This is a genomic window from Micromonospora sp. LOL_024, from assembly GCF_048060415.1.
Lineage (GTDB): Bacteria > Actinomycetota > Actinomycetes > Mycobacteriales > Micromonosporaceae > Micromonospora.
In genome coordinates, this window is sequence record NZ_JBHMIS010000002.1 from 177,375 (window position 1) to 201,288 (window position 23,914).

The window sequence follows — 23,914 nt, forward strand, 5'->3', positions numbered from 1 at the left end:
CCGGATCCGCACCGTAACGCAAACCGTCGTTCGGACGCTGGTGGACCCGGCCCGGCCGCTCGACCGATCGCGGCCACAGCGAGTAGACCTTCCCGTGTCGCCAGGATCACAGCGGAGTGACGTACGCGCCGGTGATCCCACCGTCGACAACGAACTGGGCGGCGGTCATGAACGAGGCGTCGTCGCTGGCCAGGAAGGCCACCGCGGCGGCGATCTCGGTCGGTTCGCCGAAGCGTCCCATCGGCACGTGCACCAGCCGGCGGGCAGCCCGCTCCGGGTCGGCCGCGAACAGCTCCCGCAGCAACGGCGTGGCCACCGGCCCGGGGCACAGGGCGTTGACCCGGATGCCCTCCCGGGCGAACTGCACACCCAACTCCCGGGTCAGCGCCAGCACACCACCCTTGCTCGCGGTGTACGCGATCTGCGACGTGGCCGCGCCCATCAGCGCCACGAACGAGGCCGTGTTGATGATCGAACCCCGGCCCTGCCGGCGCATGTGCCCGATCACATACTTGCAGCAGAGGTAGACGCTGGTGGTGTTGACCCGCAGCACCCGCTCCCAGGCGTCCAGCCCCGTGTCGAGGATCGAGTCGTCGTCCGGCGGGGAGATGCCGGCGTTGTTGAACGCGATGTCCACCCGCCCGTACCGTTCGACGACACCGTCGAAGAGGTCACGTACCGCCGTCTCGTCGGCCACGTCCGCCGCGACGAAGTTGCCGCCCACCTCGTCGGCGGCCCGTGCGCCGGCCTCGGCGTCGATGTCGACACAGACCACCCGGGCGCCCTCGGCGGCGAACCGCCGCACGGTGGCCAACCCGATGCCGCTGGCCGCCCCGGTCACCACGGCCACCCGGTCCTGCAACCGTCCCTGCATGCTCACTCCTCGGTGCTGATGAACACGTTCTTGACGTCAGTGAACGAGTGCAGGGCGGACGTCCAGCCCGCCCGGCGCCGGGATCTGCCGGCCGGTGAGCCGCTCCGGCGCCCCCGCGTAGTAGTCCAGCACGTCCCGTACGTTGCCCGCCTCCCAGCGGGCGTTGCCGATGGTGTGTCCGGCGTTGCTCACCTCCAGCCGGGCCAGTTCCTCCAGGTGCCCGTCCACCACGGCGGCGAACCGCCGCAGAAGCCGCGCCCGATCTCCCGCACCGACCTTGCGCCACTGCTCGTACGCCGCCACCGCCCGCGAGATCGCCTCGTCCACCTCCTCGACAGAACTTTCGGCAACCTCCCGCAACACCACCCCCCTAGCCGGGTCACGAACCCCACTCACCCGCCCCACCCCATCCCGTCCCTTCCGCTGCTCGTCGATGATTTAGCCGTGGCACCACGACCGCATGATCGGGGGGCGGGATGGTGGGCGGGGTGGGCGGGCCGGCGGACGAGGGGATGGGCGGGCCGGGTTAGAGGCGCTCGAAGCCACGGACCAGTTCCCAGTCGGTGACGGCGGCGTCGAAGGCGGCGAGTTCGACGCGGGCCATGTTGGCGTAGTGGACGGTCACGTCATCACCGAAGGCGTCGCGGGCCACGGACGACGACTCCCAGAGGGTGAGGGCGTCGCGGAGGGTGCCGGGGACCCGTTCGGCCGCCGCGTCGTCGTAGGCGTTGCCGTCGCACTCCGCGGCCAGCTCCAACTCGTTCTCGATACCGTGCACCGCCCCGGCCACCAGCGCGGCGATCGCCAGGTACGGATTGACGTCCGCGCCCGGCACCCGGTTCTCCACCCGCAACCCCTGCCCGTGCCCCACCACCCGCAGCGCGCAGGTGCGGTTGTCGGTGCCCCACCGCAGCGCGGTCGGCGCGAACGAGCCCGGCTGGTAACGCTTGTAGGAGTTGATGTTCGGCGCGAAGAGCAGACTCAGCTCCCGCATCGTGGCCAGCAGCCCGGCGAGCACCCGCTGCCCGGTCACGCTCAGGTGTGCCGGGCCGTCGCCCAGCATCGCCGAGCCGCCGGCGGCGTCACGCAGCGAGAAGTGGATGTGGCAGGAGTTGCCCTCCCGCGCGTTCGGCTTGGCCATGAAGGTGATCGACATGCCCTCCTGGGCGGCGATCTCCTTCGCCCCGTTCTTGTAGATGACGTGATGGTCGGCGCAGGCCACCGCCTCGTCGTACCGGAAGGCGATCTCGTGCTGGCCGAGGTTGCACTCCCCCTTGGCGCTCTCCGGGGTGAGCCCGGCGCCCGCCATCTCGGTGCGGATGCGGCGCAGCAGCGGCTCGACCCGGGCGGTGCCGAGCAGCGAGTAGTCCACGTTGTACTGGTTGGCGGGGGTGAGTTCACGGTAGCCGCGCTGCCACGCCTGCTCGTACGAGTCACGAAACAGGACGAACTCCAGCTCGGTCCCGGCGTACGCCGTCAACCCGTGCGCGGCGAGCCGGCCCAACTGGCGGCGCAGGATCTGCCGGGGCGACGCGGTCACCGGCCCGCCCCCGCCCAACCACTCCAGGTCGGCCAGGAGCAGGGCGGTGCCGGGCTGCCACGGCACCCGGCGCAGGGTGCCGAGATCCGGCTTCATGGCGAGGTCGCCGTACCCGCGTTCCCAGCTCGACATGGCGTACCCGTCGACGGTGTTCATGTCGACGTCCACGGCGAGCAGGTAGTCGCACCCCTCGCTGCCGTGCGCGACCACCTGATCGAGGAAGAAGGGGGCGTGGAACCGCTTGCCCTGCAACCGTCCCTGCATGTCGACCAGGGCCAACGCCACCGTGTCGATCTCCCCCTCGGCGACGGCGACCCGCAGCTGTTCCAGCGTGAGCGGTACTTTTTTCATTCGCGAGCCTGCCCCTTCCTCATCTCGGGCCGCGGAGCCGGGCGACGATCGCCTCCGGCGGGCCCGGTGGGGCGAACAGTCGACCCTGTGCGGTGTCGCAGCGTAACGCCCGCAGTCGCTCGGCCTGCGCCTCGGTCTCCACCGCCTCGGCGGTCACCCAGAGTTCCAGCGCGTGCGCCAGCCGTACCAGGGCGTCGACGATCCGCTCGTCACGATGGTCGGCGTCGTCCGGCTCGTTGTGCCGGATGCCCTCGACGAACGGCCCGGCCAGCTTCAGGCAGGTGATCGGCAATCGGCGCAGGTACGCCAGATTCGAGTATCCGGTGCCGAAGTCGTCCACGGCCAGCCGGACACCCAGCGCGGCGAGCCGGTACAGCGTCCGCAGCGGTTCTCCCGCGGAGCCCATCACCGCGCTCTCGGTGAGCTCCAGTTGCAGCAGTTCCGCTGGAAGGCCGGTGCTGGCCAGCGCGTCGGCCACGGTGTCGACGATCGCCGGCGCGTCGGCCTGACGGGCGGCCACGTTGACGCTCACCACCAGCTGGGCGGCGGGGAACTCGGCATGCCACCGTTGGGCGTCCTGGCAGGCCTGCCGCAGCACCCACTCGCCGAGACCGACGATCAGACCGGTCTCCTCGGCGAGCCCGATGAACCGGTCCGGGCCAATCAGCCCCAGCTCCGGATGCTGCCAGCGGACCAGCGCCTCGACGGCCGTCATCCGGCCGTCCAGCAGGGACACGATCGGCTGGTAGTGCAGCACGAACTCGCTGCGTTCCAGAGCTGCCGGCAGCCCGGCGGCCAGGGCCGACCGGGCGCTGTCGCGGGCGCTGCGCTCCGGGTCGTAGACCGCCCACCGGCCGCGCCCCTCCGCCTTGGCCCAGTAGAGCGAGGCGTCGGCGGCCTTCATCAGCTCCGAGGAGCTGGGGCCGGCGAGCTCCGAGTCGACGATGCCGACGCTCGCCGATACCACGAGCTGCCGGCTGCCGACGCACACCGGCGCGCAGACGGCGGCCAGGGCCGTCTCCGCCACGGCGATCACGTCGTCCACCGTCGAGACGCCGTCGACCAGGACGACGAACTCGTCGCCACCCATCCGCGCGACGAGGTAGCCCTGTTCGGCCACGCAGTCGGCCAACCGCCGGGCGATCATCACGAGCAGCCGGTCGCCGAGGTCGTGACCCAGACTGTCGTTGATCGCCTTGAACCCGTCGAGGTCGAGGAAGCAGACACCGACCCGACCCGACGCGTCGGGCTGGCCCACCAGGCGATCCAGCGTGTCGAAGAACTGCGTACGGTTCGGCAGGCCGGTCAGCGGGTCGTGTAGCGCCTGGAAACGCAGCCGTTGCTGCATCTCGTACCGCTCGGTGATGTCCTCGATCACGGCGACGGTGAACCGGGGCCGGCCGTCGTCGTGGCGGATCAGGGAGACCGCCAGGTCCGTCCAGACGGCACTGCCGTCCTTGCGGTAGTAGCGTTTCTCGACGCGGGCCCCCTCGTGCTTGCCCTCGATCAGCTCCCGGTACAGCTCCCACATGCCGGCCGCGTCGTCGGGATGGAACAGCGTCGCGACGTTTGTCTGCCGCAGCTCCTGCACCGCGTAGCCGAGCATGTCGGCGAGGGACTGGTTGACGTCGATGATCGTCCCGTCGACACCGGCGATGCCGATGCCGATCGCCGCACCACCGAAGACCGCCCGGAACCTGGCCTCGCTGTCGCGCAGCGCCTCCTCGACGGCGTCCCGGGCCTGCCAGGCGGAGCGGGCGATGCCCTCCTGCTGGACGAAGGTCCGGTCGCGCAGCGCCCCGGCGAAGCCGGCCGCCAGGCCGCCCTGCGCCGCCACGATCCGCTCCGCGAGCCCGGGTGGTACGACCGCGACACCGAGGACTTCCCGGGCGAACCGATCACCGAGCGTACGCACCGTCCACTCGATCACTGCCGGCTCGGTGAGGTGCGCCACCACCAGGGCCTGCCCGACCTCCTCGGCCACCGGAGTCACCGGTTCGACGGAGAGCAGCAGCTGCGCCAGCCGGACGCTGTGCCCGAGCAGCATCCGCTCGGTCTCGGCCGCGCTCAGCGGCACGAAACCGAGCCGGCGTACCGCCCGGGCCCAGTCGGCGGCGTACCGCTGGGCGCCGGCCGGATCGACGGCGGCTTCACCGTAGGCGCCGACGGCGGCCATCGGATCAGCCGGCGGGCCGGTCGTTGCGGGCCACGCCACCGAATGCGCCGAACCGCTGCGCGTCGGCCGCCGCCTCGGACGGCGAGTCGGGGCGCCACAGCTCCATGTGCACCACGCCCGGCTTCAGGATGGTCCAGTCACCGAAGAATCCGGTGATCTCGGCGCGTGAGCGGAGCGTGATCTCGGTGGCGGTACGTGCCGACAGCCGCTGCGCGTCCAGCATCTCCTGCGGCTGGTCCTCGAAGGTGGAGTGCGAGATGACCAGGTGACTGCCGGGGGCGGCGGCAGCCCGCAGGGTGGCCAGGATGTCGCCCGGGCGGTCGGCGTCCGGGACGAAGTGCACCACCCCGGCGAGCAGGATGCCCACCGGCCGATCGAAGTCGAGCAGGCCCAGCCGCCGGGCTTCGACCAGGATCCGCTCCGGGTCGCGCAGGTCGGCGTGGATGACGCCGGTCAGGTCGTTGCCGGCGAGCAGATCCCGGCTGTGCGCCACCGCCACCGGATCGATGTCGACGTACACCACCCGGGCCTTCGGGTTGGCGGCCTGGGCGACCTCGTGCACGTTGCCGACGGTGGGGATGCCGGAGCCGATGTCCAGGAACTGCTCGACGCCGGCGTCGAGCAGCGCCCGCACCGCCCGGCGCAGGAACTCCCGGCCGGCTCGCATGGTCGCCGGCAGGTCAGGTGTCATGGCCGCGATCTGCCCGGCCAGCTGCCGGTCGATCTCGAAATTGTGGGCCCCGCCCAAGAAGTAGTCGTACACCCGAGCCGCGCTGGGCCGGGAAAGGTCGATCCCGCCGGGAAGTCCGTTCGGCTGCTGCACCGGTTGCACCTCAAGTCGTCGCCGCGGCTCCTGTGATGCTGCCCACTCTAGGCTCATACATCATCCGGAGGGAGATCCACATGGCTCTTTTCTGATCTCCGACCGGTGGCGGCGGGGTCCGACCGGGATCAGGCGGCTTCCAGGAGCAGCGCGATGCCCTGCCCGACGCCGATGCACATGGTGGCCAGGGCCCGTCGCCCGCCCCGGCGGCGCAGTTCCAGCGCGGCGGTGAGCGCCAGCCGGGCGCCACTGGCGCCGAGCGGGTGGCCCAGGGCGATCGCGCCGCCGTTCGGGTTGACGTGCTCCGCGTCCTCGGGCAGGCCCAGTTCCCGAAGCACCGCGACCGACTGGGCGGCGAACGCCTCGTTCAACTCGATGACGTCGACGTCGGCCAGAGCCAGCCCCTGCCGGTCGAGCAGCCGGCGGGTCGCCGGCACCGGGCCGATGCCCATCACCCGTGGCGGTACGCCGGCCGACGCCGCGCCGGCGATCCGGGCCAACGGGGTGAGGCCGTACCCGGCGACGGCCGACTCCGAGGCGACCAGCAGGGCCACCGCACCGTCGTTGACGCCGGAGGAGTTGCCGGCGGTCACCGTGCCGCCGTCGCAGAACGGGGTGGGCAGCGCGGCGAGCTTCTCCAGCGAGGTCTGCCGGGGATGTTCGTCGGCCTCGACCAACCGGGTCTCGCGCCGACCGGCCGGCACGGTCACCGGCACGATCTCCTCGGCGAGCCGGCCGTCGGCCTGCGCCCTGGCGGCACGCAGCTGCGAGCGGTACGCGAACTCGTCCTGCGCGGGCCGGTCCACGCCGTACTCGGCGGCCACGTTCTCGGCCGTCTCGGGCATCGAGTCGACGCCCCAGCCCCGCTCCATCAACGGGTTCACCAGCCGCCAGCCGATGGTGGTGTCGTACACCTGCGCCGACCGGGAGAACGCGGCGGTCGCCTTCGGCGTCACGAAAGGCGCCCGACTCATGCTCTCCACACCGCCCGCGACCATCAGGTCGGCTTCGCCGGCGACGATCGCGCGGGCCGCGGTGGCGAGCGCGTCCAGGCCGGAGCCGCAGAGCCGGTTAACCGTGCTGCCGGTCACCTGCTCGGGCAGCCCACCGAGCAGCGCCGCCATCCGGGCCACGTTGCGGTTGTCCTCGCCGGCCTGGTTGGCGCAGCCGAGCACCACATCGTCGGTGCGGGCCCAGTCAACCGAGGGGTGGCGGACGACCAGCTCCCGGATGACGTGGGCGGCCAGGTCGTCGGGGCGTACGCCGGCCAGCGCACCGGCGTAGCGGCCGATCGGGGTGCGGACACCGGCCACCAGGTATGCCACGGTCATGGGAATTCCTTCGAGGGTGAGAAGGCGGCTGCGGGCGGGTCCACCGGGTCCACGGGGACTCACGTTCGACCAGGATATCGCCGGCCGGTGCGGATAGGTTGTCGACATGGCACCAGCCCAGTTCAGCGCGGAGACCAGCGGCGGCGGCGCGTTCGTCCGGCAACCGAACCGGTTCACCGGGCGGGTCACCCCGCACTCCACCTCGCCGCCGGGCGGTGGGCCGGACGAACAGGACCGCTGGCCACTGGAGCCGGGCCGGTACCGGCTGATCCGGTGCCGGGCCTGCCCGTGGGCGCACCGGGCGCCGATCGTGCGAAACCTGCTCGGGCTGCGAGAGGCCGTCTCGCTGGGCACCCCCACGCTGGTCCCCTTCGACGCGGCCCCGCACGGCTGGACGACGCCGCACGGGCGTGGCTGAGCCGGGCCGCCGGTCTGTGCGGCGCTCCGCCGCGCTGGTCGCCGCGCTCTGCGTGCTGGCCGGTACGGCCGCGGTGACACTCGCCGTGGTCGCCGGCCCGGGACCGGGCCTGACCGGGTACGTCAGTGAGGCCGGTGTCGCCGACAGCGGCTACGCCTGGACGTACCGGTTCGGTGTGTTCGCCCTGGCCGGTGCGCTGCTGCTGCTCGCGGTCGCGCTACGGGCCGGCGCGCCGCACTACGACGACAGGGCGCTGCGGGTCGCGGTGGCGCTACTCCTGGCGGCCGGCCTGTGCACGGTCCTGTCCGGGGCGGTGACGTGCAGCGCGGGCTGCCCGCTTCCCCCGTTCGAGCGGGCCACCGTGGCGGATCTGGTGCACGGCACGGCCAGCATCGCCGCGTCGGCGGCGGCGGTCTTCGCGATGCTGGCGTTCGCCTTGTCGCCGGTGGCGCGACGTCCGCTCAGGCGGACCGGCTTTGTCGCGGCGGCGGTCTCCCTGCCCGTGGCGGGCGCGGTCGGCCTGGCGATGCTGCTGGTCGGCCGAAGCCCGCTGGTCGCGGTGCTGGAGCGGCTGCTGCTGGCGGTCGCCGCTGCCTGGGCCCTGGCCACCGCCGGAGTGTTGGCGGTGCGCGACCCCACCGCACTGGCGGTGCGCGACCCACAGGTCGCCGCTGCCCCGGCGGCCCCGCGCCATGGGGAGGATGACGCGGCGGTCTGACCACGGTGGCACCGGCTGCCCGGTAACGGGCAGCCGGGCGAGCGGGCGACCGGGCCGGGTTCAGCCCGCCAGATGCCCCCAGCACCGCTCCAGGTCGCACCAGGGGCCCTGGGCGGCGACCGTGCCGCCGACCAGCACCACCACGTGGTCGGCCCGCACCAGCGCGGCCCGCTTCGACGTGGAGCCGACGACGGTGACGCCGCCTTCGCGCAGGGCCTGCCACAGGGCGAGTTCGGTGGTGACGTCCAGCGCGGAGGAGACGTCGTCGGCCACCAGCAGTTCGGTACGCGGTGCCAGCGCCCGGGCCAGCGCCAGGCGCTGCAACTGCCCGCCGGACAGCCTGGTGCCCTTGTGCCCGATGAGCAGGCCCAACCCGCCGCTGGTGCCGGCCAGGTCGTGCTCCAGCTGGGCGGTCGTCACCGCGTGCGCGGCGTCCACCCGATGCCCGAGGGTGATGTTGTCGGCGATCGTGCCGGAGAGCACCCGGGGCAGCTGACCGACGTAGCCGACCTGGTTGGGGCGCAGGAACAGCTCTGGTTCGGTGACCGGCTCACCGTTCCAGGTCAGCTGCCCGGTGTGCGGGGCGATGCCGGCCAGGGCCCGTAACAGCGAGGACTTTCCCGCGCCCACCGGGCCGACGACCAGCACCAGTTGCCCGCGCTCCACGGCCAGGTCGACGCCGCGTACGGCAACGGTGCCGTCGGTGTGTCGGACGCCGAAGTCGACCAGGTCCAGCCGCCGCAGCGGGGTGCGTGGCGCCACCGGCGGGGCCGGGGCCGTGCCGGCGGCCAGATCGACGCCGGGCAGCTTCGCCGAGTACGCCTCGATCCCGGTCATCTGTGCCGTCCGGCGGGTCCACACCCGCGCCGACGGCACCTGGGAGATCAGGGACGCGGTGGTCCAGGCGAACCAGCGTGCCGCGCCCAGCGTGGCGACCGCGACGAGCGTCGCCCCGGCGCTGAGCCCGCCGGTCAGGAAGAGCGCCCAGACGCCGATCGGGAACAGCCCGCTGGCCAGCGAGGGAGTGGATCGGGCCCAGACCTGCACGGCGATCTCCCGGCGCTGCCGGTCGCTGCGTACCGCGTCGAGGTCGGCCAGGTGGGCCAGCACCGGCCGGGTTGCCCCGGCCAGCTTCACCGTCCGGGCCGCCGACAGGGTGGAGACCAACGCGGTGGCGAACGCCGCGCGCGCGGCGACAGTGTCCCGGGCCGCGCGTTCCAGCCGGTAACCGAAGGCCGTCGCAACCACACCGGAGAGCACCATCGTGCCGAGGAAGAACAGCCCCGGCACCACGCTGCCGGTGATCAGGGTCATGGCGACCAGCAGGAGCACGCCGACCGTCTGGTCCAGCACGTTGTCGGCGAGATGCACCACCCGTTCGGTGTCCCCGCCCTGGGCCACCACCTCGGCCGGGGTGTGCCGGCTGACCCGACGCGGCCCGGTCTGGCCGTGTACCAGGCGGGCGCTGATCCGCAGCATCTGCCGTACCCACCAGGCCGGGAACCACAGGTGGGTCCAGTAGTGCGCGGGGATGGCGAGGATCAGCCCGGCCGCGATGCCCAGGGCCGGCAGCCAGGGGTCGCCGGTGCCGTCGATCACGTCAGCCCAGAGCCAGGACAGCACCGGTCCGTCCAGACTCAGGACCGCCAGGACCGCGAAGATGCCCACCGCCGCAGCGCCGTAGCGGGGGTCGTTGAGACAGAGCCGGGCGATCTCACGCAGGGTCCGCGCCCGGGACGCCGGCCGCCGGTCACCGCTGGTCTCACCGCCGGCTGCGGTGCCGGCTGCGGTGCCGGCTGCGGTGCCGGCTGCGGTGCCGGCGGTGCGGCCGCCGGGCTTCGGGCCGCCGACCTCTCGCACGCCGGGCTCCCGGCCGTCGGCCGGCTCGACCGGCTCGGGTCCCACCATCGGCACGGGGTCGTCCTCGGCCGGGGCCCCTGCCTCGACACCGCCCGGAGCGGGCCGCTGATGGCCGGCCGTCGTTCGGGTTCGGTCGCCGTCGCCGGTCGAGCCGAGCACCCGGCCGCCGTCGTCGACGACGCCTGTTGCGACCGAGGCGCCGGCCGCGACCGAGGTGTTCGCCGCACCGACCAGTGCGGGTTCGTCCCAGATCCGCTCGGCGCCCGACCCGGCCAGCAGCTCGGCGTCGGCGTCGTGCGCGCCGGCGTGGCTGGCGGCGAAGAGTTCGGCGAAACGGCGCGAGAGAGCCAACGGCGCGGCCTCGACCACCGCGCCGTCGGCCAGCACCACCACCTCGTCACACCGGCTCACCGACGACAGCCGGTGCGCGATGACGATGCCGATCCGGTCGCGCAGCAGCCGTTCGGTGGCTTGCTGCACCCGAACCTCGGTGACCGGGTCCAGCCGCGCCGTGGCCTCGTCGAGGATCACCACGTGCGGGTCGCGGACCAGGATCCGGGCGAAGGCGACCAGCTGCTCCTGGCCGGCCGAGAGCACGTGACCGCCCTCACCGAGTCGGGTGTCCAGGCCGGCGGGCAGCTCGGCGAGCCAGCCGGCCAGGCCCAACTCGTCCAGGGCCCGCGCGGCGGCACCCAGCAGCTCGCGGTCGAACAGCGCCACGTTCTCGGCGACCGTGCCGGCGAGGATCTCGGTGCGCTGCGGCACCACCGCGACCCACTGGCGCAGCCGCTCCACATCCAGTTCGAGCACGTCGCGCTCGCCGAGCAGGACCGTTCCCGGCGGTACGTCGACCGCCCGGGTGAGCACCTTGGCCAGCGTCGACTTGCCCGATCCGGTCCGGCCGACCAGCGCGTACGAGCGGCCCCGGACGAAGGTCAGGTCGATCTCGCGCAGTGCGGGGCCCCGGGCGACGTCCGGACCGGTCACCGGATAGTGGTAGGTCAGGTCCCGGATGCTCAGATCAGCGTCGACGGGGGCGGCACCGCCTACGGGTTCCTGCGGTGCGTTCTGGAGCAGCTGCACCCGGCCCCAGGCGCCGAGGGCGTACTGCACCTCCGGCACCATCCGGCTGACGTGTTCGACGGTCATGCCGAGGGCGAGCGCGAGCAGCCAGATCGCGGTCATCCGAGCGGCGTCGACCCGGCCGGTGTTCAACGCCCACACCCCGCCGAGCACGACCACCGCGACGCCGGCCCGGGCCACCCCGGCTGCGATGGTGTTGACCTGCGCCGACATCCGCCACACCAGCAGGCCGCGGCGCAGCACCTCGGCCGCCCGGCGGGCATACAGGCGCAGCACGTACGGCCGGGCCAGGCTGGTGCGCACGTCGTCCTGGCCGTGAATCGACTCCTCCATCACCGCCGCCAGGTCCGACCAGGCCGCCTCCTCGTGCATCCGGGCCGGGGCGATCCGCGCGGCGGGCCCCCGCAGGGTGAACGCGAGCAGGATCACGAGCAGCAGCATGCCGGCCCCGGCCGGCCACCAGACGGTGAAGGCGACCAGCGTCGACAGCAGGCCGACGGCCAACGCCTGGGTCAGCCGCACCCCCGGTCCGCGGACGCCCGAGGCGACGTCGTACACGTCGCCGTCGATCCGGTCGAGCATCTCGCCGACGGGCGTGGTCTCCAGGGTGGGCACGGGTTGACCCAGCGCCACCCGGCACAGCCGGCGACGCAGGTCGGCCGACCAGTCGGCGGTCACCCCGGCCATCACCAGGCTGACCACCAGGTCGCTGGCGACGGCCACCACCAGCGCCACCGACAGCACCACGAAGAAGCCCACCGAGCGGTGCACCAGCACCGGCCCGGCGAGCGCGGCGGTGGCCGCCTGGCCGACGCCGCCGAGGACGATGAGCACGAGCACCAGAGTCATCCGGCGGGAGGAGGTGACCCACAGATCACGGAGCAGGCGCACGGGTCGTTTCCTCCGGTTTGGTGACGAAGGTTCGAGCCTGCTCGGCCCGACCACCCGAATCAACGCATTTTTGTTGGCAGACCCGGCCGGCACCTCGACGAATGCCGGGCGGGTCTCAGAAGAGCACGGTCGCCAGCGTGCCGACGGTGCGGAAGCCGCAGCGTTGGTAGACCCGCCGGGCGGGCACGTTGAAGTCGTTGACGTACAGGCTGACCGTGGGAGCGACCCGCGTCAACGCGTCGCGGATCACGGCCGCCATCGCCGCGGTGGCGATCCCCCGGCCCCGCCACTCGGGTGCCACCCAGACCCCCTGGACCTGCGCGGTGCGCCGGGTGACGACCGCCAGTTCGGCCTTGAAGACCACCCGGCCGTCGATGATCCGGGCGTACGCCCGACCGGAGCGGATCATGTCGGTGACCCGACGGCGGTACCCGCGCCCCCCGTCGTCGAGCAGCGGGGAGACGCCTACCTCCTCGGTGTACATGGCCACCGCCGCCGGAAAGAGCAGGTTGAGTTCGCTACTTTGCACCCGGCGTACCCGCGGGTCGACGGGGATCGCCGGCAGCGCGTCGACGGCCAGCAGCGGCTGGTTCGGGCGTACGTCGCGGGCCGGCCCCCAGGCGCCGGCGAGGCGGTCCCAGAGTTGCAGCACGGCGTCGGCGCGCCCGACGATCGAGGAGCAGATCCGTGCCTCGCCGGAGAGCAGGTCGGCGAAGGCGGCGACCGCCTGCGGGCCGGCCAGCACGGGGGTGAGGTTGCCGCCGAGCCAGCAGACTGATTCGAGTTGGCGGCGCGAGCCGTACCCGAGCACCCGCCCCTCGGCCCGCCACCACGCCAGCCCACGTGCGGCGATCCGCTCCGCGACCTGCGCGCTCACGTACGGGTCGAGGTCCAGCAACCGCTCGACCACGCGACGTTCCGACTCCCCGAGTTGCCGCACCGGCGCCGTCAGCACGGATACCAGCCTGCCAGATCCGTTGTCACTGTGTCGGCAGACGGTGACCCCCACCCGGACGACCCCACCCGTGGGCCAGGTTCAGTGCACGGTGACGGTGGCGCCGGGGAGCAGTTCGCGTAGCTCGTCGGGCAGTTCGGCGCCCATCTCGTCGGCGATCCGCAGCGCCTCCTCGATCAGGGTCTCCACGATCTGCGCCTCGGGCACGGTCTTGACGACCTGCCCCTTGACGAAGATCTGACCCTTGCCGTTGCCGGAAGCCACTCCCAGGTCGGCCTCGCGTGCCTCGCCGGGGCCGTTGACCACGCACCCCATCACGGCGACCCGCAGCGGCACCGGCAGCCCTTCCAGGCCGGCGGTGACCTCCTCGGCCAGTTTGTAGACGTCCACCTGGGCGCGTCCGCAGGACGGGCAGGAGACGATTTCCAGGCCCCGCTCGCGCAGCCCCAACGACTCCAGGATCTGGTTGCCGACCTTGATCTCCTCGACCGGCGGCGCGGAGAGCGACACCCGGATGGTGTCGCCGATCCCCTCGGCCAGCAGCGCGCCGAAGGCGACCGCCGACTTGATGGTGCCCTGGAACGCCGGCCCGGCCTCGGTGACGCCCAGGTGCAGCGGGTAGTCGCACTGCTCGGCGAGCTGCCGGTAGGCGCGGATCATCACCACCGGGTCGTTGTGCTTGACCGAGATCTTGATGTCCCGGAAGCCGTGCTCCTCGAACAGCGAGCACTCCCACAGCGCCGACTCGACGAGCGCCTCCGCGGTGGCCCTGCCGTACTTGGCGAGCAGCCGCTTGTCCAGCGAGCCGGCGTTGACCCCGATCCGGATCGGCACGCCCGCGTCGCCGGCCGCCCGGGCGATCTCGGCGACCTTGTCGTCGAACTGGCGGATGTTGCCCGGGTTCACCCGTACCGCCGCGCAGCCGGCGTCGATCGCGGCGAAGACGTACTTCGGCTGGAAGTGGATGTCCGCGATCACCGGTATCTGCGACTTGCGGGCGATCGCCGGCAACGCCTCCACGTCGTCCTGGCTGGGCACCGCCACCCGGACGATCTGGCAACCGGACGCGGTCAGCTCGGCGATCTGCTGAAGGGTGGCGTTGACGTCGGAGGTGAGGGTGGTGGTCATCGACTGCACGGACACCGGCGCGCCACCGCCGACCGGCACCGCACCGACCATGATCTGGCGGCTGGCCCGCCGGGGCGCGAGCGGCGGCGGCGGTACGGGGGGCATACCGAGGCTGACAGCGGTCACGTCACACACTCACCTTGAGAAGATCGAGATCGGGTTGACCACGTCCGCAGTGATGGTGAGCAGCGTGAACGCGCCACCGATCAGGATCACCGCGTACGTGACGGGCATCAGTTTGAAGTAGTCGACCCGACCTGGGTCGGGCCGGCGTAGCCGCGCGTACACCCAGGATCTGGCCCGTTCGAACCAGGCGATGGCGATGTGCCCGCCGTCCAGCGGAAGCAGCGGCAGCAGGTTGAACACCCCGATGAAGAAGTTCAGCGAGATGAACAGCATGACGAACAGTTCCCAGGCGTCGTTGGCGACCGCCTCGCCGCCGAGGATGCTGGCGCCGACCACGCTGATCGGGGTGTCGATGTCCCGCTCGCCGCCGGTGATGGCGGTCCACAGCGCGGGGATCTTCTCCGGGAGCCGCTGCAACGCCTGGCCGGTGGCCACCGCCATGTCGCCGATGAAGTCGCTGGTCGCGCCGATCGATTCCACCGGGCCGTAGGAGACCAGGCCCGGGGTGGAGACGACCAGGCCGACGCCGAGCGCGGAGACGTCGCCGACCGGGCCGTCGGCGTCGTCGATCGGCGGGCGCTTGGTGGTCGCCAGGACGGTCTCGGCGGTGCCGGGCTGACCGTCGCGCTGGTATCCGATCGTCGCGGTGCTACCGGGGGTGGTGGTCCGCAGCGTGGTGAGCAGGTCGCTGTAGCTGTTGACCGGGGCACCGTTGATCGAGGTGATCCGGTCGCGGTCCTGCAGGCCGGCCGCCGCGGCCGGGCTGGGCGCGTCAGCGGCGGCGCAGGCCCGGTAGGTGGTGTCCGGCAGGACGCAGTCCTGGAGGGCGATCACCGCCGGCTCGGCGCGGAACTGCTCCTCGGTGCTCGGGAAGGCGGGGTTGGGCAGGCCGAAGGTCATCGCCGCCAGCCAGGCCGCGAAGATCGCCAACCCGAAGTGGGTGATCGACCCGGCGGACATCACGATGGTGCGCTTCCACACCGGGTAGCGCCACATGGCCCGCTTCTCGTCGCCGGGCTCGACGTCGTCGTCCTGCGGCGTCATTCCGACGATCTTGCAGAAGCCACCGAGCGGGATGCCCTTGAGGCCGTACTCGGTCTCGCCCCGCCTAAACGAGAAGATGGTGGGACCGAAGCCGACGAAGTAGCGGGTGACCTTCATGCCGAAGGCCTTGGCGGTGACCATGTGGCCGGCCTCGTGCAGGCTGACCGAGACGAGGATGCCGAGGGCGAAGAGAACCACCCCGAACGCGAACGACATCAAGCTCCTTCCACCGCAGCAGCGATGATCTCCTGCGCGTATCCGCGCGCCCACGACTCGGCTTCGAGTACGTCCTCGACGGTACCCGGTTCGTCGAAGTCGGGAGCGTCCTCCAACACCCGCTGTAGCGTGTCGACGATGCCGAGGAAAGGCAGCCGTCCGGCGACGAACGCCGACACGCACTCCTCGTTGGCCGCGTTGTAGATCGCTGGCCGGCAGCGCCCCGTCGCACCGGCCGCCTTGGCCAGCGCCACCGCCGGGAACGCCGCGTCGTCCAGCGGCGCGAACTCCCAGGTGTGCGCCGTGGTCCAGTCGACGGCGGCGGCGGCCTCGGGCACCCGGTCGGGCCAGCCCAGACCGAGCGCGATCGGCAGCCGCATGTCCGGCGGGCTGGCCTGGGCGAGCGTCGAGCCGTCGACGAACTCCACCATCGAGTGGATCACCGACTGGGGGTGCACCATCACGGTGATGTCGGCGTACGGCACGTCGAACAGCTCGTGCGCCTCGATCACCTCCAACGCCTTGTTGACCATGGTCGCCGAGTTGATCGTGACGACCGGCCCCATGTTCCACGTCGGGTGCGCGAGGGCCTGCTCGGGTGTGACGGCCGTCAGCTCGTCGCGCCGCCGGCCCCGGAACGGCCCGCCACTGGCGGTGACGATCAGCCGGCGCACCTCGCCCCGGGTGCCGCCGCGCAGGCACTGGGCGAGCGCCGAGTGCTCCGAGTCCACCGGGACGATCTGCTCCGGCCGGGTCACCGCCGCCCTGACCAGCGAGCCGCCGGCCACGAGGGACTCCTTGTTGGCCAGCGCGAGGGTACGCCCGGCGCGCAGCGCGGCCAGGGTCGGCGCGAGCCCGAGCGAGCCCACCACCCCGTTGAGCACCACGTCGCACGGCCACTGCGCCAGCTCGGTCATCGCCTCCGGCCCGGCCACGATCTTCGGCAGCTTGAACTCGCCGCTGGTCCAGCCCTGCCGGCTCGCCTCCGCGTAGAACGCGAGCTGGAGGTCCTGCGCGGCGGACGCCTTGGCCACCCCCACCGCCTCGACGCCGAGTTCGAGGGCCTGGGCGGCGAGCAGACCGATGTTGCCACCGCCGGCACCGAGCGCCACCACCCGGAACCGGTCCGGGTCGCGCCGCACGATGTCGATGGCCTGGGTACCGATCGAGCCGGTACAACCCAGCAGCACAAGATCGCGGGGGGAGGTCACGGCGACCATTGTTCACCACGCCCGCTGCATGACGGGAAGGGCACCTTGTCGACACCTGCGGTCGTGCAAGGGCACCTCTCTTGACGCATCGAACAGATGCGCCACGTTCAGGCTGTGACGTGGCCAGGTGCGGCAGCCCGCATCAGGCGGCCCCGAAACGAGAGTCGTCGAGAATTCGTGGACGGTGCGGCCCATGCGCTTCTCGCGACGGCGTTGGGTTTCGCTGATGCGTGCGTGGCGACCTCTTCGATGAGGTCGGTCACCTCGCATGCCATATCGGGCTTTCATGGGTAAAGACGGATGGCTCGGGCGCACCCCTTGCCCCACCGTAAATCGATCTCTATGGTTATCGGAAAGCGCTTTCCTGCGCGAGGTGCTCCTGCTTGAAAGGTGAAATCGGATGAGACGCAAAGTCGCCACGCGGTGGCTGACCAGCGGAGCCACTGCGGTCGCAGGCGCCATCGTCGCACTGGCGTTGCAGGTGCCCAACGCCTCGGCCGCCACGAACCTGAGCCTCGGCGCCGGCGCCGACGGCTCCAGCAAGGCCAGTGGTACCAGCTATGGCAACGTCATCGACGGCAATACCGGCACCTTCTGGTCGCCGAGCGGCTCGACCGGCACGATCTCGGTCAAGTGGGGAAGCGCCACCACGGTGTCCTCGGCCGTCATCGTGCAGGCCTCAGGCGGCGGCTCGATCAGCGCCTGGCAGCTCAAGAACCACGACACGGGCTCCGTCCTGGCAAGCGGCAGCAGCGCCCCGAGCACCATCAACTTCTCCTCGACGTCGCTGAAGAAGATCTCCTTGGTCATCACCAGCGCGTCCGGCACCCCGCGGATCGCCGAGTTCGAGACGTATTCCAGCGGCGGGTCGACCCCTACGGCCAGCCCCACCAGCAGCCCAACGGCCGGCCCGACCGGTAACCCGGGCACGCCGACCGGTGCGTGGCCGTCGTCAGCCGGCTCGGTGAAGATCTCGGGTACGGTCAGCGTCTCCGGCACCTTCGACGGCGGGATGAAGACCTACTGCTGCGTCGGCGACGGTGGGCAGGGCGAGTCGCAAGACCCGATGTTCAAGGTCGCCAACGGCGGCACGCTGCAGAACGTCATCCTCGGTTCGCCCGCCGGTGACGGCGTGCATTGCGAGGGCACCTGCACGCTACGCAACGTGTGGTGGAACGACATCGGTGAGGACGCCGCCACCTTCAAGCAGACCAACGGCGGCACCTCCTACGTCATCGGTGGCGGCGCGCGCAGCGGCAGCGACAAAGCCTTCCAGCACAACGGAAACGGCACCGTCAACATCTCCGGCTTCTACCTCAAGGGGTCCGGCAAGCTGTACCGTGCCTGCGGCAACTGCTCCACCTCGCACACCCGCCACGTGCGTATCGACAACGTCCTCGCCGACGACATCGACATGCTCGCCGGCATCAACAGCAACTGGAACGACACCGCGACTATCACTCGCGTGGTCGTAGTCGGCTCGGCCACCATCTGCGGCAAGTACAAGGGTGTGGCCAAGGGCAGCGAGCCCAGCTACCTCGGTGAGGGCTGGAACGACGCCAACTGCAAGGTCAACAGAAGTGACGTCACCTTCCGGTAGTCACCAGGCACCTCGTTCGCGAAGCGGCACCCGCCTGAGGCGGGTGCCGCTTCCGGCGCCTGACCGAGCAGCTTGGTGTGCGTCAGAGCCCCGCAGCGCCTCTCCACCACCCAGTGCCGCGTCCACCCTCGGTCATGGTGACGCTCGGATATGTGACGTTGAGCTGGTCCAGGACTTTTGCGGCCAAAGATCTACTTCGCGGTGTCGGTTCCGTGTGTCGCGGTCGGTGGGTTGGTGGACGCCTTCACGCTCTGTGTATCGATAACAGCGGCGGTGGGCTGCGGCGCTCTAGTAGACCGTGGTGTGTGGCGGAAGTCGTGGGGAAGGTACTTCCACGCGATCCCGGTCCGGTAGGCGCGGCGAGCAGTCACCGCAGAAATCCACTCTGGACGGAGTGGGCAGGCGACACGGACGGCGATTCACGGTCAGCTCTACGTCAGACGGAATCTGGTACGTAAGGCGTGATGAACCAGGCGTCGACCGACCCATCGGGGGCGGAGTCGTAGCCACCCAAACCGTAGAGCGGCAACATGGGGCACCCCGCAAAGGGGCGATAGCGGATACCGGGTTGTCGAATGCCCTTCCACAGCGCCCCGTTCGGCCGGCACCGGTGCTGGAGGGCCACCGGTGCCGGCCGGACGGTCAGGCGACCGCGCAGGTGGTGCCGTTGAGGGTGAACGAGGATGGTCGACCGGTATTGCCGGTGTGGTTGGCCTGGAAGCCGATGTCGGCTGACGAGTTCGGGGCGATGGTGCCATTGTAGGAGGCGTTGCGGGCGGTGATCGACCCGCTCGTCGGGGAGTAGGTGGCGTTCCAGCCGCTGGTGATGGTCTGCCCACCGGGCAGCGTGAACGCCAGCGTCCAGCCATTGACCGTCGTGGTGCTGGTGTTGGTGATGCTGATAGCGGCGGTGAGCCCGGTGTTCCATGCGTTGACCGTGTACGCGACCCGGCATCCCGCCGTGGGCGGCGCCGTGGTGGGCGGCGCCGTGGTGGGCGGCGCCGTGGTGGGCGGCGCCGTGGTGGGCGGCGCTGTGGTGGGCGGCGGGCTGCCGTTACCCCTGACCAGCACGCCCACGCTCACCGGGCCGAAGCCCAGCCCCGTGGCCGGATCGGTCGCCCGGTAGGTGAAGCTCGCCAGCCCACTGTGGTTCGTCGTCGGGCTGAAGCGGGCGGTACGGCCGTCACCCAGCAGGGTCACCGTGCCGTTGCTACCGGATGCAACGGTGAAGTTCAGATTCGACCCGCCGTTGAGGGCTCGTAGATCCACGTCCACCGAGCCGTTCCGATCGACCACCGCGTGGCCATCGGCCAACCAGTTCAGATAGTTCTCCAGCATCGTGTAGCCGGCCGCGTCGGTGTTGTTCCGGTCCGCCGCATTGTTCGGGTTGAGCCCGAAGGTCTGCTCCCAATAGTCCGGCATGCCGTCACTGTCCGTGTCGGTGGGTGCCGGCTCCGAGACCAGGGTGGGCCAGCCGCCGACGTCGGAGACGTTGTTGATGATCCTCCCGTTCTGCTGGCGGACAGAGTCGACGATGCGCTTGTCGACCGCATCGCGACGCCATGGCATAGCGCCGCCCTGGGCCAGCACCCGCGCGTACGCTGTGCCCGCGGAATCGGTGGTCACCGGCGGGACGGGCCACTCGCTGCCCTGCCTGGCATAGTTTCCACAGAACATCCCCCACCCGGTGTCGCTACCGTCGACCCGGCCGTTCTTGTTCAGGTCGATCATGTTGCCCGACTGGTAGTTCCGCAGACTGCCACCGCTGTCCATGGCACACGTCGCGGTCGAGTTCGGCCCGGCCACCAGGTAGTTGTTGACGTAGTTCAGCTCGATCCTACCGTCGTCGGAGCCGCTGTAGCCGGCCGCGTAGCCCCAGTTGGAGAACACGTTGTTGCGCAGGTCCAACCGGAAGCCCGGATCGGGAGCGTCGGTGCCCGGACGGGGGTTGCGGCTGGCATTGTTCGCCCACAGGTTGTGGTGCCAGGAGTACGTGGTGTCGTGCGCGGAGGCAATGATGCTGCCGAACGCGTGGTTGGCGCGGTTCAGCGCCTCCGAAATGATGGTGTTCTGCACCGTCAGGTTCTGGACGTCGCGGCTGGCTGATATCACCTCGTCCGAGCCCCACGACGCCGACACATGGTCGACAATGATGTCGCGACCTGACGAGATCCACATGCCGTCGCGCGAGTCATTCGCGCCGGTACGCAAACGAATGTGACGGATAACCACGTCACGGGCCCCGTTGCCGATGCCGATGGTGTAGTTGCGGATCGCGATCCCGTCGCCGGGCGCACTCTGGCCCGCGATTGTGATGTTCGACCTGTTGATCCCGAGGTTGGAGTTGAGCGCGATCGTGCCCGAGACCTTGAACAGGATCGTCCGGCCACCGGCCGGAGCACCGTCGAGGCCGGCCCGTAGCGACCCCGTCCCGGAGTCGGCGAGCGTGGTCACGTAGTAGACGTCACCGCCGCGACCGCCTTTGGCATTGGCGCCCGCCCCCTCCGCTCCTGGGAAGGCGAGCGGGGTTGCCGCCGCAACGGGCGCCGCGTCCACCGCCGCGCCCGCTCGTGGCGCGGCGGTGGACGCGACACCGAGCGCCGAACCGACGGCGACCACCATCGCCACCGCCGTGAGGCCAGCCCACCGGCGGCTCCGCCGGTTGATCGACAGGCATTCGACTGCTTTCATCCTTACCCTCCTATGAGCTGCACACACATGACGTCGAGATTCGCCGGGACGGCTGAGAGACGAATTCCGGCTATTCGTCCCGGTGGACGGCCTGTGATCGCGCACCGCTCGTAACGAGCGGCCAGCCCGGGCGATCTCGGCCGTCATCTGCGGCGCCACGGGAAAATTCATTCGCCAATATCGATGTCACCGCAGTCAAAAATTTAACGTCTGTCGATGACTCCTGTCAAGATGCCGACATACGTCCGAAATGGCGGTCGGGGCCGGGCGCGAAAGGGCGCCACCCGCTCGTCACCAAAGAGTCCGAGTGGCCCACATCTTGACCTACTTACTCCGCACAGACCGCCCGGAAGGCTGAGATCCGTGAGATAGCCCAGGCGCCACTCAGCATCGATCGGACAAAATACACGGAGCAGGCAAAGCATGCCGTCAAGCTGACACCAGCGGAATGATCTCACCGGATGCGGGAGAGCGAAACCACGCCACCTGGAGCAGGTTCCGGTACCGACCAGTCCGCGCGGCACCGGAACCTGCCACGGCGCCTCAGGCGCGAGAGTGGAAGCAACCCGCGCGGGTGGCGGCGACGAACCGGATCCAGCTCGTCACGTCGAAGCTCAGCTCGGCGCCCTGCCGGTGCTTGCTATCGCGTACGCCGACAGCGTCGGCGAACCCCGCCACCTCCACGCAGTCACCGTTGCTGCCCGACCGAGCCGACGTGCGCCAGACCCCGTCACGCTTCATTGGTCATCTCCTTCGCGATCGCCGTGATCAGCTCACGGGAGTCGTCAACGTCGAGCGCCCGCCCACCGAGCGAACGCCACGCTTCCTCGTAGGTCTGAATCTCGTGCGGCTTGTCGAGGTAGACCGCGCCGCACGGACCGTCCATGTAGATGGTGGTCGGCTCCGGTTCGCGCACATCGGTCGGGAAGTCGAGCATGGTGAAAGCGCCGGTGTCGCCCCAGCGAAACAGCCCCGCGCGTAGAGGCAGCACCCGAAGATCGACGTTGTGCCGCTGCCCGGTCACCACCAGGGCGTCGAGCTGCCGGGCCATCGCTGCCGGGTTGCGAAGCGGCCGGCGCAGCACCGCCTCGCTCAGGATCACCTCCAGATACGGTGCCCGGGGCACCGCCCGCGCAAGCAGTCGCTGCCGGCGCAATCGGACGTCCACCTTGGCCTGTCGCTCTGCCTCACTCAAGTCCGGCTGGTCGAGGGCGATGATCTCGGCCATGTACTCGACCGTCTGTAACAGGCCGGGTACCAGGTCGGCCTCGTACTTTCGGATCTTGGTAGCGGCGGCTTCCAGGCCGACGTAGAGCTTGAACCAGTCCTTGATCGCCTCCCCGTAGCTGTGCCACCAGCCGTGCGCCTTGGTCTCCCGGGCCAGCGACCGCATGGTCTTGATCGTCTCGCGACCGACGCCGTACACCCGGCACATGGCCTCCACGTCGTTCGGGTGCATGGGGACCTGGCCGGTTTCGTAACGCCAGATTCGCGGCGTCGACCATTCCAACTCCTTCGCTGCCGCCGCCACCGTTACGTGCGCGTTTTCGCGAAGTTCTCTCAAATACCTGCCGAGTTGCCTACGCGGGACGGTGCTTCCCGGGTCGTCCACGTCATCTCCTCTGCTGTTGTCGCGTAAGGCACCTCATCCCTTGGTTCGCATTCTCTCGCAGAACATTGCGGTAAACCAGTGGTCAACTGACCATCGTGGATGACCAGCCAATCCCCCTGGCAGGTCACGGTCGGGGCGGACGCCTCCCACGGACCTCATCCCGGCGTCCGCTCCGGCCCCCGCAACCGTTCCACAAAGGAAACCATGAATCCGATCGACGAGGCCCTCGGCGAGATTCCGTTGCCTCCGTACATCAGCGCCGAAGATGTCACCTTCGCCCTCCGGGCGATCAGGGTGCACGCCGCACAACATTGGCCCGAAGGCCCGCTCTGCCGCAACGACCGGGCACCCCACCCGTGCCGGCTGCACCGCTGGGGCCGCCGCGTCCTCGCCCAACGCGGCCTCACCGACCAGCAGATCCAGACGATGCTCGCCGCACAGGAAGCCGCCCACCCATGATCTACCTGATCGGGGAGCGCCCGCTCCCCCCAACAGATCCGCGCCGCCACCTTCGACACCCGCTGGCGCGGCCTCGACCCGGCCCAGGTGCACACCTATCTCAACCGGCTCGCCGACGAGTTGGAGCGCCTGCACCGCGACCTGACCACCGCCAACACCGAAGCCGAACGCATCCGCCAGGCACTACGGCAGTGGCAGTCCCGCCAGGCCGCCCACCGCCACCACCGCCCGGCGTCACGATGAGCGCACCCCACTGGATCATCCACCTGCCCACCAGGCTGACCAGCCTCGAAGAGGCCACCGCCCTCGCCGTCGCCCTCCGCGACTCCCTCGGCCACCTGACGGTCATCGAACTCCAGGGCCGCCGACAACGGCACGAACTGGCCAGCTGCCCGGGATTGGACCAGAGACGTCACCTTCAGCGAGGACCACCCCCAGCTCAGGACCGGTACGGCCCCACGCGACATGGCAGCCTTCCGCAACCTGGCTCTGAACACCTTCCGCCTCGCCGGACGCGCCTACACCGCCCACGCTCGCCGCGACCTCCACGACCGCGCCGACACCTTCGCCGTCTACAGCATTGTGCGCAAAACATGATCAAACCGGGCATAGGGAAACGTGACTGGATACGTACCTGATATGGGTACGCGGGGGTGGGGGTCCAGGGGTTGCCGGAGGCGGCCTGGATGAGGGTGTCGCGGATGTCGATGCCTTGCCGGGTTGCGGTGGCGATGTGGCTGCGGATCGCGGCGAAGTGTTCGACGCAGATAGTCGTCGCGGCGGTCGCGGAGCCGGACGAACAGGGCT

General features: G+C 70.6%; 18 protein-coding genes and 3 pseudogenes. 6 read left to right on the forward strand and 15 right to left on the reverse strand.

The window, feature by feature from the left end; all coding sequences use genetic code 11:
* Positions 1-106: 106 nt before the first annotated feature.
* The 6 genes and pseudogenes from ACFHWY_RS04665 to pcaF form a co-directional block, all read right to left on the reverse strand.
* The gene (locus tag ACFHWY_RS04665; RefSeq protein ID WP_416578830.1) at positions 107-874 is read right to left on the reverse strand and encodes a 3-oxoacyl-ACP reductase; all 768 of its coding nucleotides are present in this window, start codon (positions 872-874) and stop codon (positions 107-109) included.
* Positions 875-931: 57 nt separating this feature from the next.
* Positions 932-1,270 (reverse strand): annotated as a pseudogene (locus tag ACFHWY_RS04670) (aldehyde dehydrogenase family protein); the annotation flags it as partial.
* Between the two features lie 130 nt (positions 1,271-1,400).
* Positions 1,401-2,765, reverse strand: coding sequence for a glutamine synthetase family protein (locus tag ACFHWY_RS04675; RefSeq protein WP_416578831.1), 1,365 nt, complete (start codon positions 2,763-2,765; stop codon positions 1,401-1,403).
* 19 nt (positions 2,766-2,784) lie between these two features.
* On the reverse strand, positions 2,785-4,941 hold the full coding sequence (locus ACFHWY_RS04680) for a putative bifunctional diguanylate cyclase/phosphodiesterase (protein WP_416578832.1): 2,157 nt from the start codon (positions 4,939-4,941) through the stop codon (positions 2,785-2,787).
* Between the two features lie 4 nt (positions 4,942-4,945).
* Complete coding sequence (locus tag ACFHWY_RS04685; protein ID WP_416578833.1) at positions 4,946-5,764, reverse strand: SAM-dependent methyltransferase; 819 nt, start codon at positions 5,762-5,764, stop codon at positions 4,946-4,948.
* A 128-nt stretch (positions 5,765-5,892) separates the two neighbouring features.
* Complete coding sequence (gene pcaF / locus ACFHWY_RS04690; protein ID WP_416578834.1) at positions 5,893-7,095, reverse strand: 3-oxoadipyl-CoA thiolase; 1,203 nt, start codon at positions 7,093-7,095, stop codon at positions 5,893-5,895.
* Between the two features lie 106 nt (positions 7,096-7,201).
* Between pcaF and ACFHWY_RS04695 the strand changes: the two genes are divergently transcribed.
* Positions 7,202-7,513: a hypothetical protein gene (locus ACFHWY_RS04695; RefSeq protein WP_416578835.1), complete on the forward strand. Its 312-nt coding sequence runs from the start codon at positions 7,202-7,204 to the stop codon at positions 7,511-7,513.
* A complete protein-coding gene (locus tag ACFHWY_RS04700) occupies positions 7,506-8,231 on the forward strand; it encodes a DUF998 domain-containing protein (RefSeq protein ID WP_416578836.1) in 726 nt (241 codons plus the stop codon). Before ACFHWY_RS04695 ends, ACFHWY_RS04700 begins: the two co-directional genes overlap by 8 nt.
* Positions 8,232-8,291: 60 nt before the next feature.
* Here the strand turns inward: ACFHWY_RS04700 and ACFHWY_RS04705 are convergent, their stop codons facing one another.
* The 5 genes from ACFHWY_RS04705 to dxr all read right to left on the reverse strand — a co-directional run bounded on the left by ACFHWY_RS04705 (position 8,292) and on the right by dxr (position 16,745).
* Positions 8,292-12,065 carry an ATP-binding cassette domain-containing protein gene (locus ACFHWY_RS04705; RefSeq protein WP_416578837.1) on the reverse strand — a complete coding sequence of 1,258 codons (3,774 nt, stop codon included), beginning with the start codon at positions 12,063-12,065 and terminating at the stop codon, positions 8,292-8,294.
* 115 nt (positions 12,066-12,180) lie between these two features.
* Positions 12,181-13,020 carry a GNAT family N-acetyltransferase gene (locus ACFHWY_RS04710; protein WP_416578838.1) on the reverse strand — a complete coding sequence of 280 codons (840 nt, stop codon included), beginning with the start codon at positions 13,018-13,020 and terminating at the stop codon, positions 12,181-12,183.
* A gap of 81 nt (positions 13,021-13,101) precedes the next feature.
* A complete protein-coding gene (gene ispG / locus ACFHWY_RS04715) occupies positions 13,102-14,274 on the reverse strand; it encodes a flavodoxin-dependent (E)-4-hydroxy-3-methylbut-2-enyl-diphosphate synthase (RefSeq protein ID WP_416578839.1) in 1,173 nt (390 codons plus the stop codon).
* Between the two features lie 9 nt (positions 14,275-14,283).
* Positions 14,284-15,534: a M50 family metallopeptidase gene (locus tag ACFHWY_RS04720; protein ID WP_416578840.1), complete on the reverse strand. Its 1,251-nt coding sequence runs from the start codon at positions 15,532-15,534 to the stop codon at positions 14,284-14,286.
* A complete protein-coding gene (gene dxr, locus ACFHWY_RS04725) occupies positions 15,534-16,745 on the reverse strand; it encodes a 1-deoxy-D-xylulose-5-phosphate reductoisomerase (protein WP_416578841.1) in 1,212 nt (403 codons plus the stop codon). Before dxr ends, ACFHWY_RS04720 begins: the two co-directional genes overlap by 1 nt.
* 400 nt (positions 16,746-17,145) lie before the next feature.
* Between dxr and ACFHWY_RS04730 the strand changes: the two genes are divergently transcribed.
* Positions 17,146-18,345: a pectate lyase gene (locus tag ACFHWY_RS04730; protein ID WP_416578842.1), complete on the forward strand. Its 1,200-nt coding sequence runs from the start codon at positions 17,146-17,148 to the stop codon at positions 18,343-18,345.
* 194 nt (positions 18,346-18,539) lie between these two features.
* Here ACFHWY_RS04730 and ACFHWY_RS04735 read toward each other — a convergent pair.
* The 4 genes and pseudogenes from ACFHWY_RS04735 to ACFHWY_RS04750 all read right to left on the reverse strand — a co-directional run.
* Positions 18,540-18,695, reverse strand: a pseudogene (locus ACFHWY_RS04735) (IS5/IS1182 family transposase); the annotation flags it as partial.
* 292 nt (positions 18,696-18,987) lie between these two features.
* Positions 18,988-21,207, reverse strand: coding sequence for a cellulose binding domain-containing protein (locus tag ACFHWY_RS04740; protein WP_416578843.1), 2,220 nt, complete (start codon positions 21,205-21,207; stop codon positions 18,988-18,990).
* A gap of 372 nt (positions 21,208-21,579) precedes the next feature.
* Complete coding sequence (locus tag ACFHWY_RS04745) at positions 21,580-21,777, reverse strand: DUF397 domain-containing protein (protein ID WP_416578844.1); 198 nt, start codon at positions 21,775-21,777, stop codon at positions 21,580-21,582.
* The gene (locus ACFHWY_RS04750; protein WP_416578845.1) at positions 21,767-22,648 is read right to left on the reverse strand and encodes a helix-turn-helix domain-containing protein; all 882 of its coding nucleotides are present in this window, start codon (positions 22,646-22,648) and stop codon (positions 21,767-21,769) included. Before ACFHWY_RS04750 ends, ACFHWY_RS04745 begins: the two co-directional genes overlap by 11 nt.
* A gap of 204 nt (positions 22,649-22,852) precedes the next feature.
* On the opposite strand from ACFHWY_RS04750, the gene ACFHWY_RS04755 reads away from it, so the two are divergent.
* The 3 genes and pseudogenes from ACFHWY_RS04755 to ACFHWY_RS04765 all read left to right on the forward strand — a co-directional run bounded on the left by ACFHWY_RS04755 (position 22,853) and on the right by ACFHWY_RS04765 (position 23,704).
* Positions 22,853-23,107 carry a hypothetical protein gene (locus tag ACFHWY_RS04755; protein WP_416578846.1) on the forward strand — a complete coding sequence of 85 codons (255 nt, stop codon included), beginning with the start codon at positions 22,853-22,855 and terminating at the stop codon, positions 23,105-23,107.
* Positions 23,104-23,350 (forward strand): annotated as a pseudogene (locus ACFHWY_RS04760) (DivIVA domain-containing protein). The gene ACFHWY_RS04755 and the pseudogene ACFHWY_RS04760 overlap by 4 nt, the downstream one beginning before the upstream one ends.
* Before the next feature lie 222 nt (positions 23,351-23,572).
* The gene (locus tag ACFHWY_RS04765; RefSeq protein WP_416578847.1) at positions 23,573-23,704 is read left to right on the forward strand and encodes a hypothetical protein; all 132 of its coding nucleotides are present in this window, start codon (positions 23,573-23,575) and stop codon (positions 23,702-23,704) included.
* Positions 23,705-23,914 lie beyond the last annotated feature (210 nt).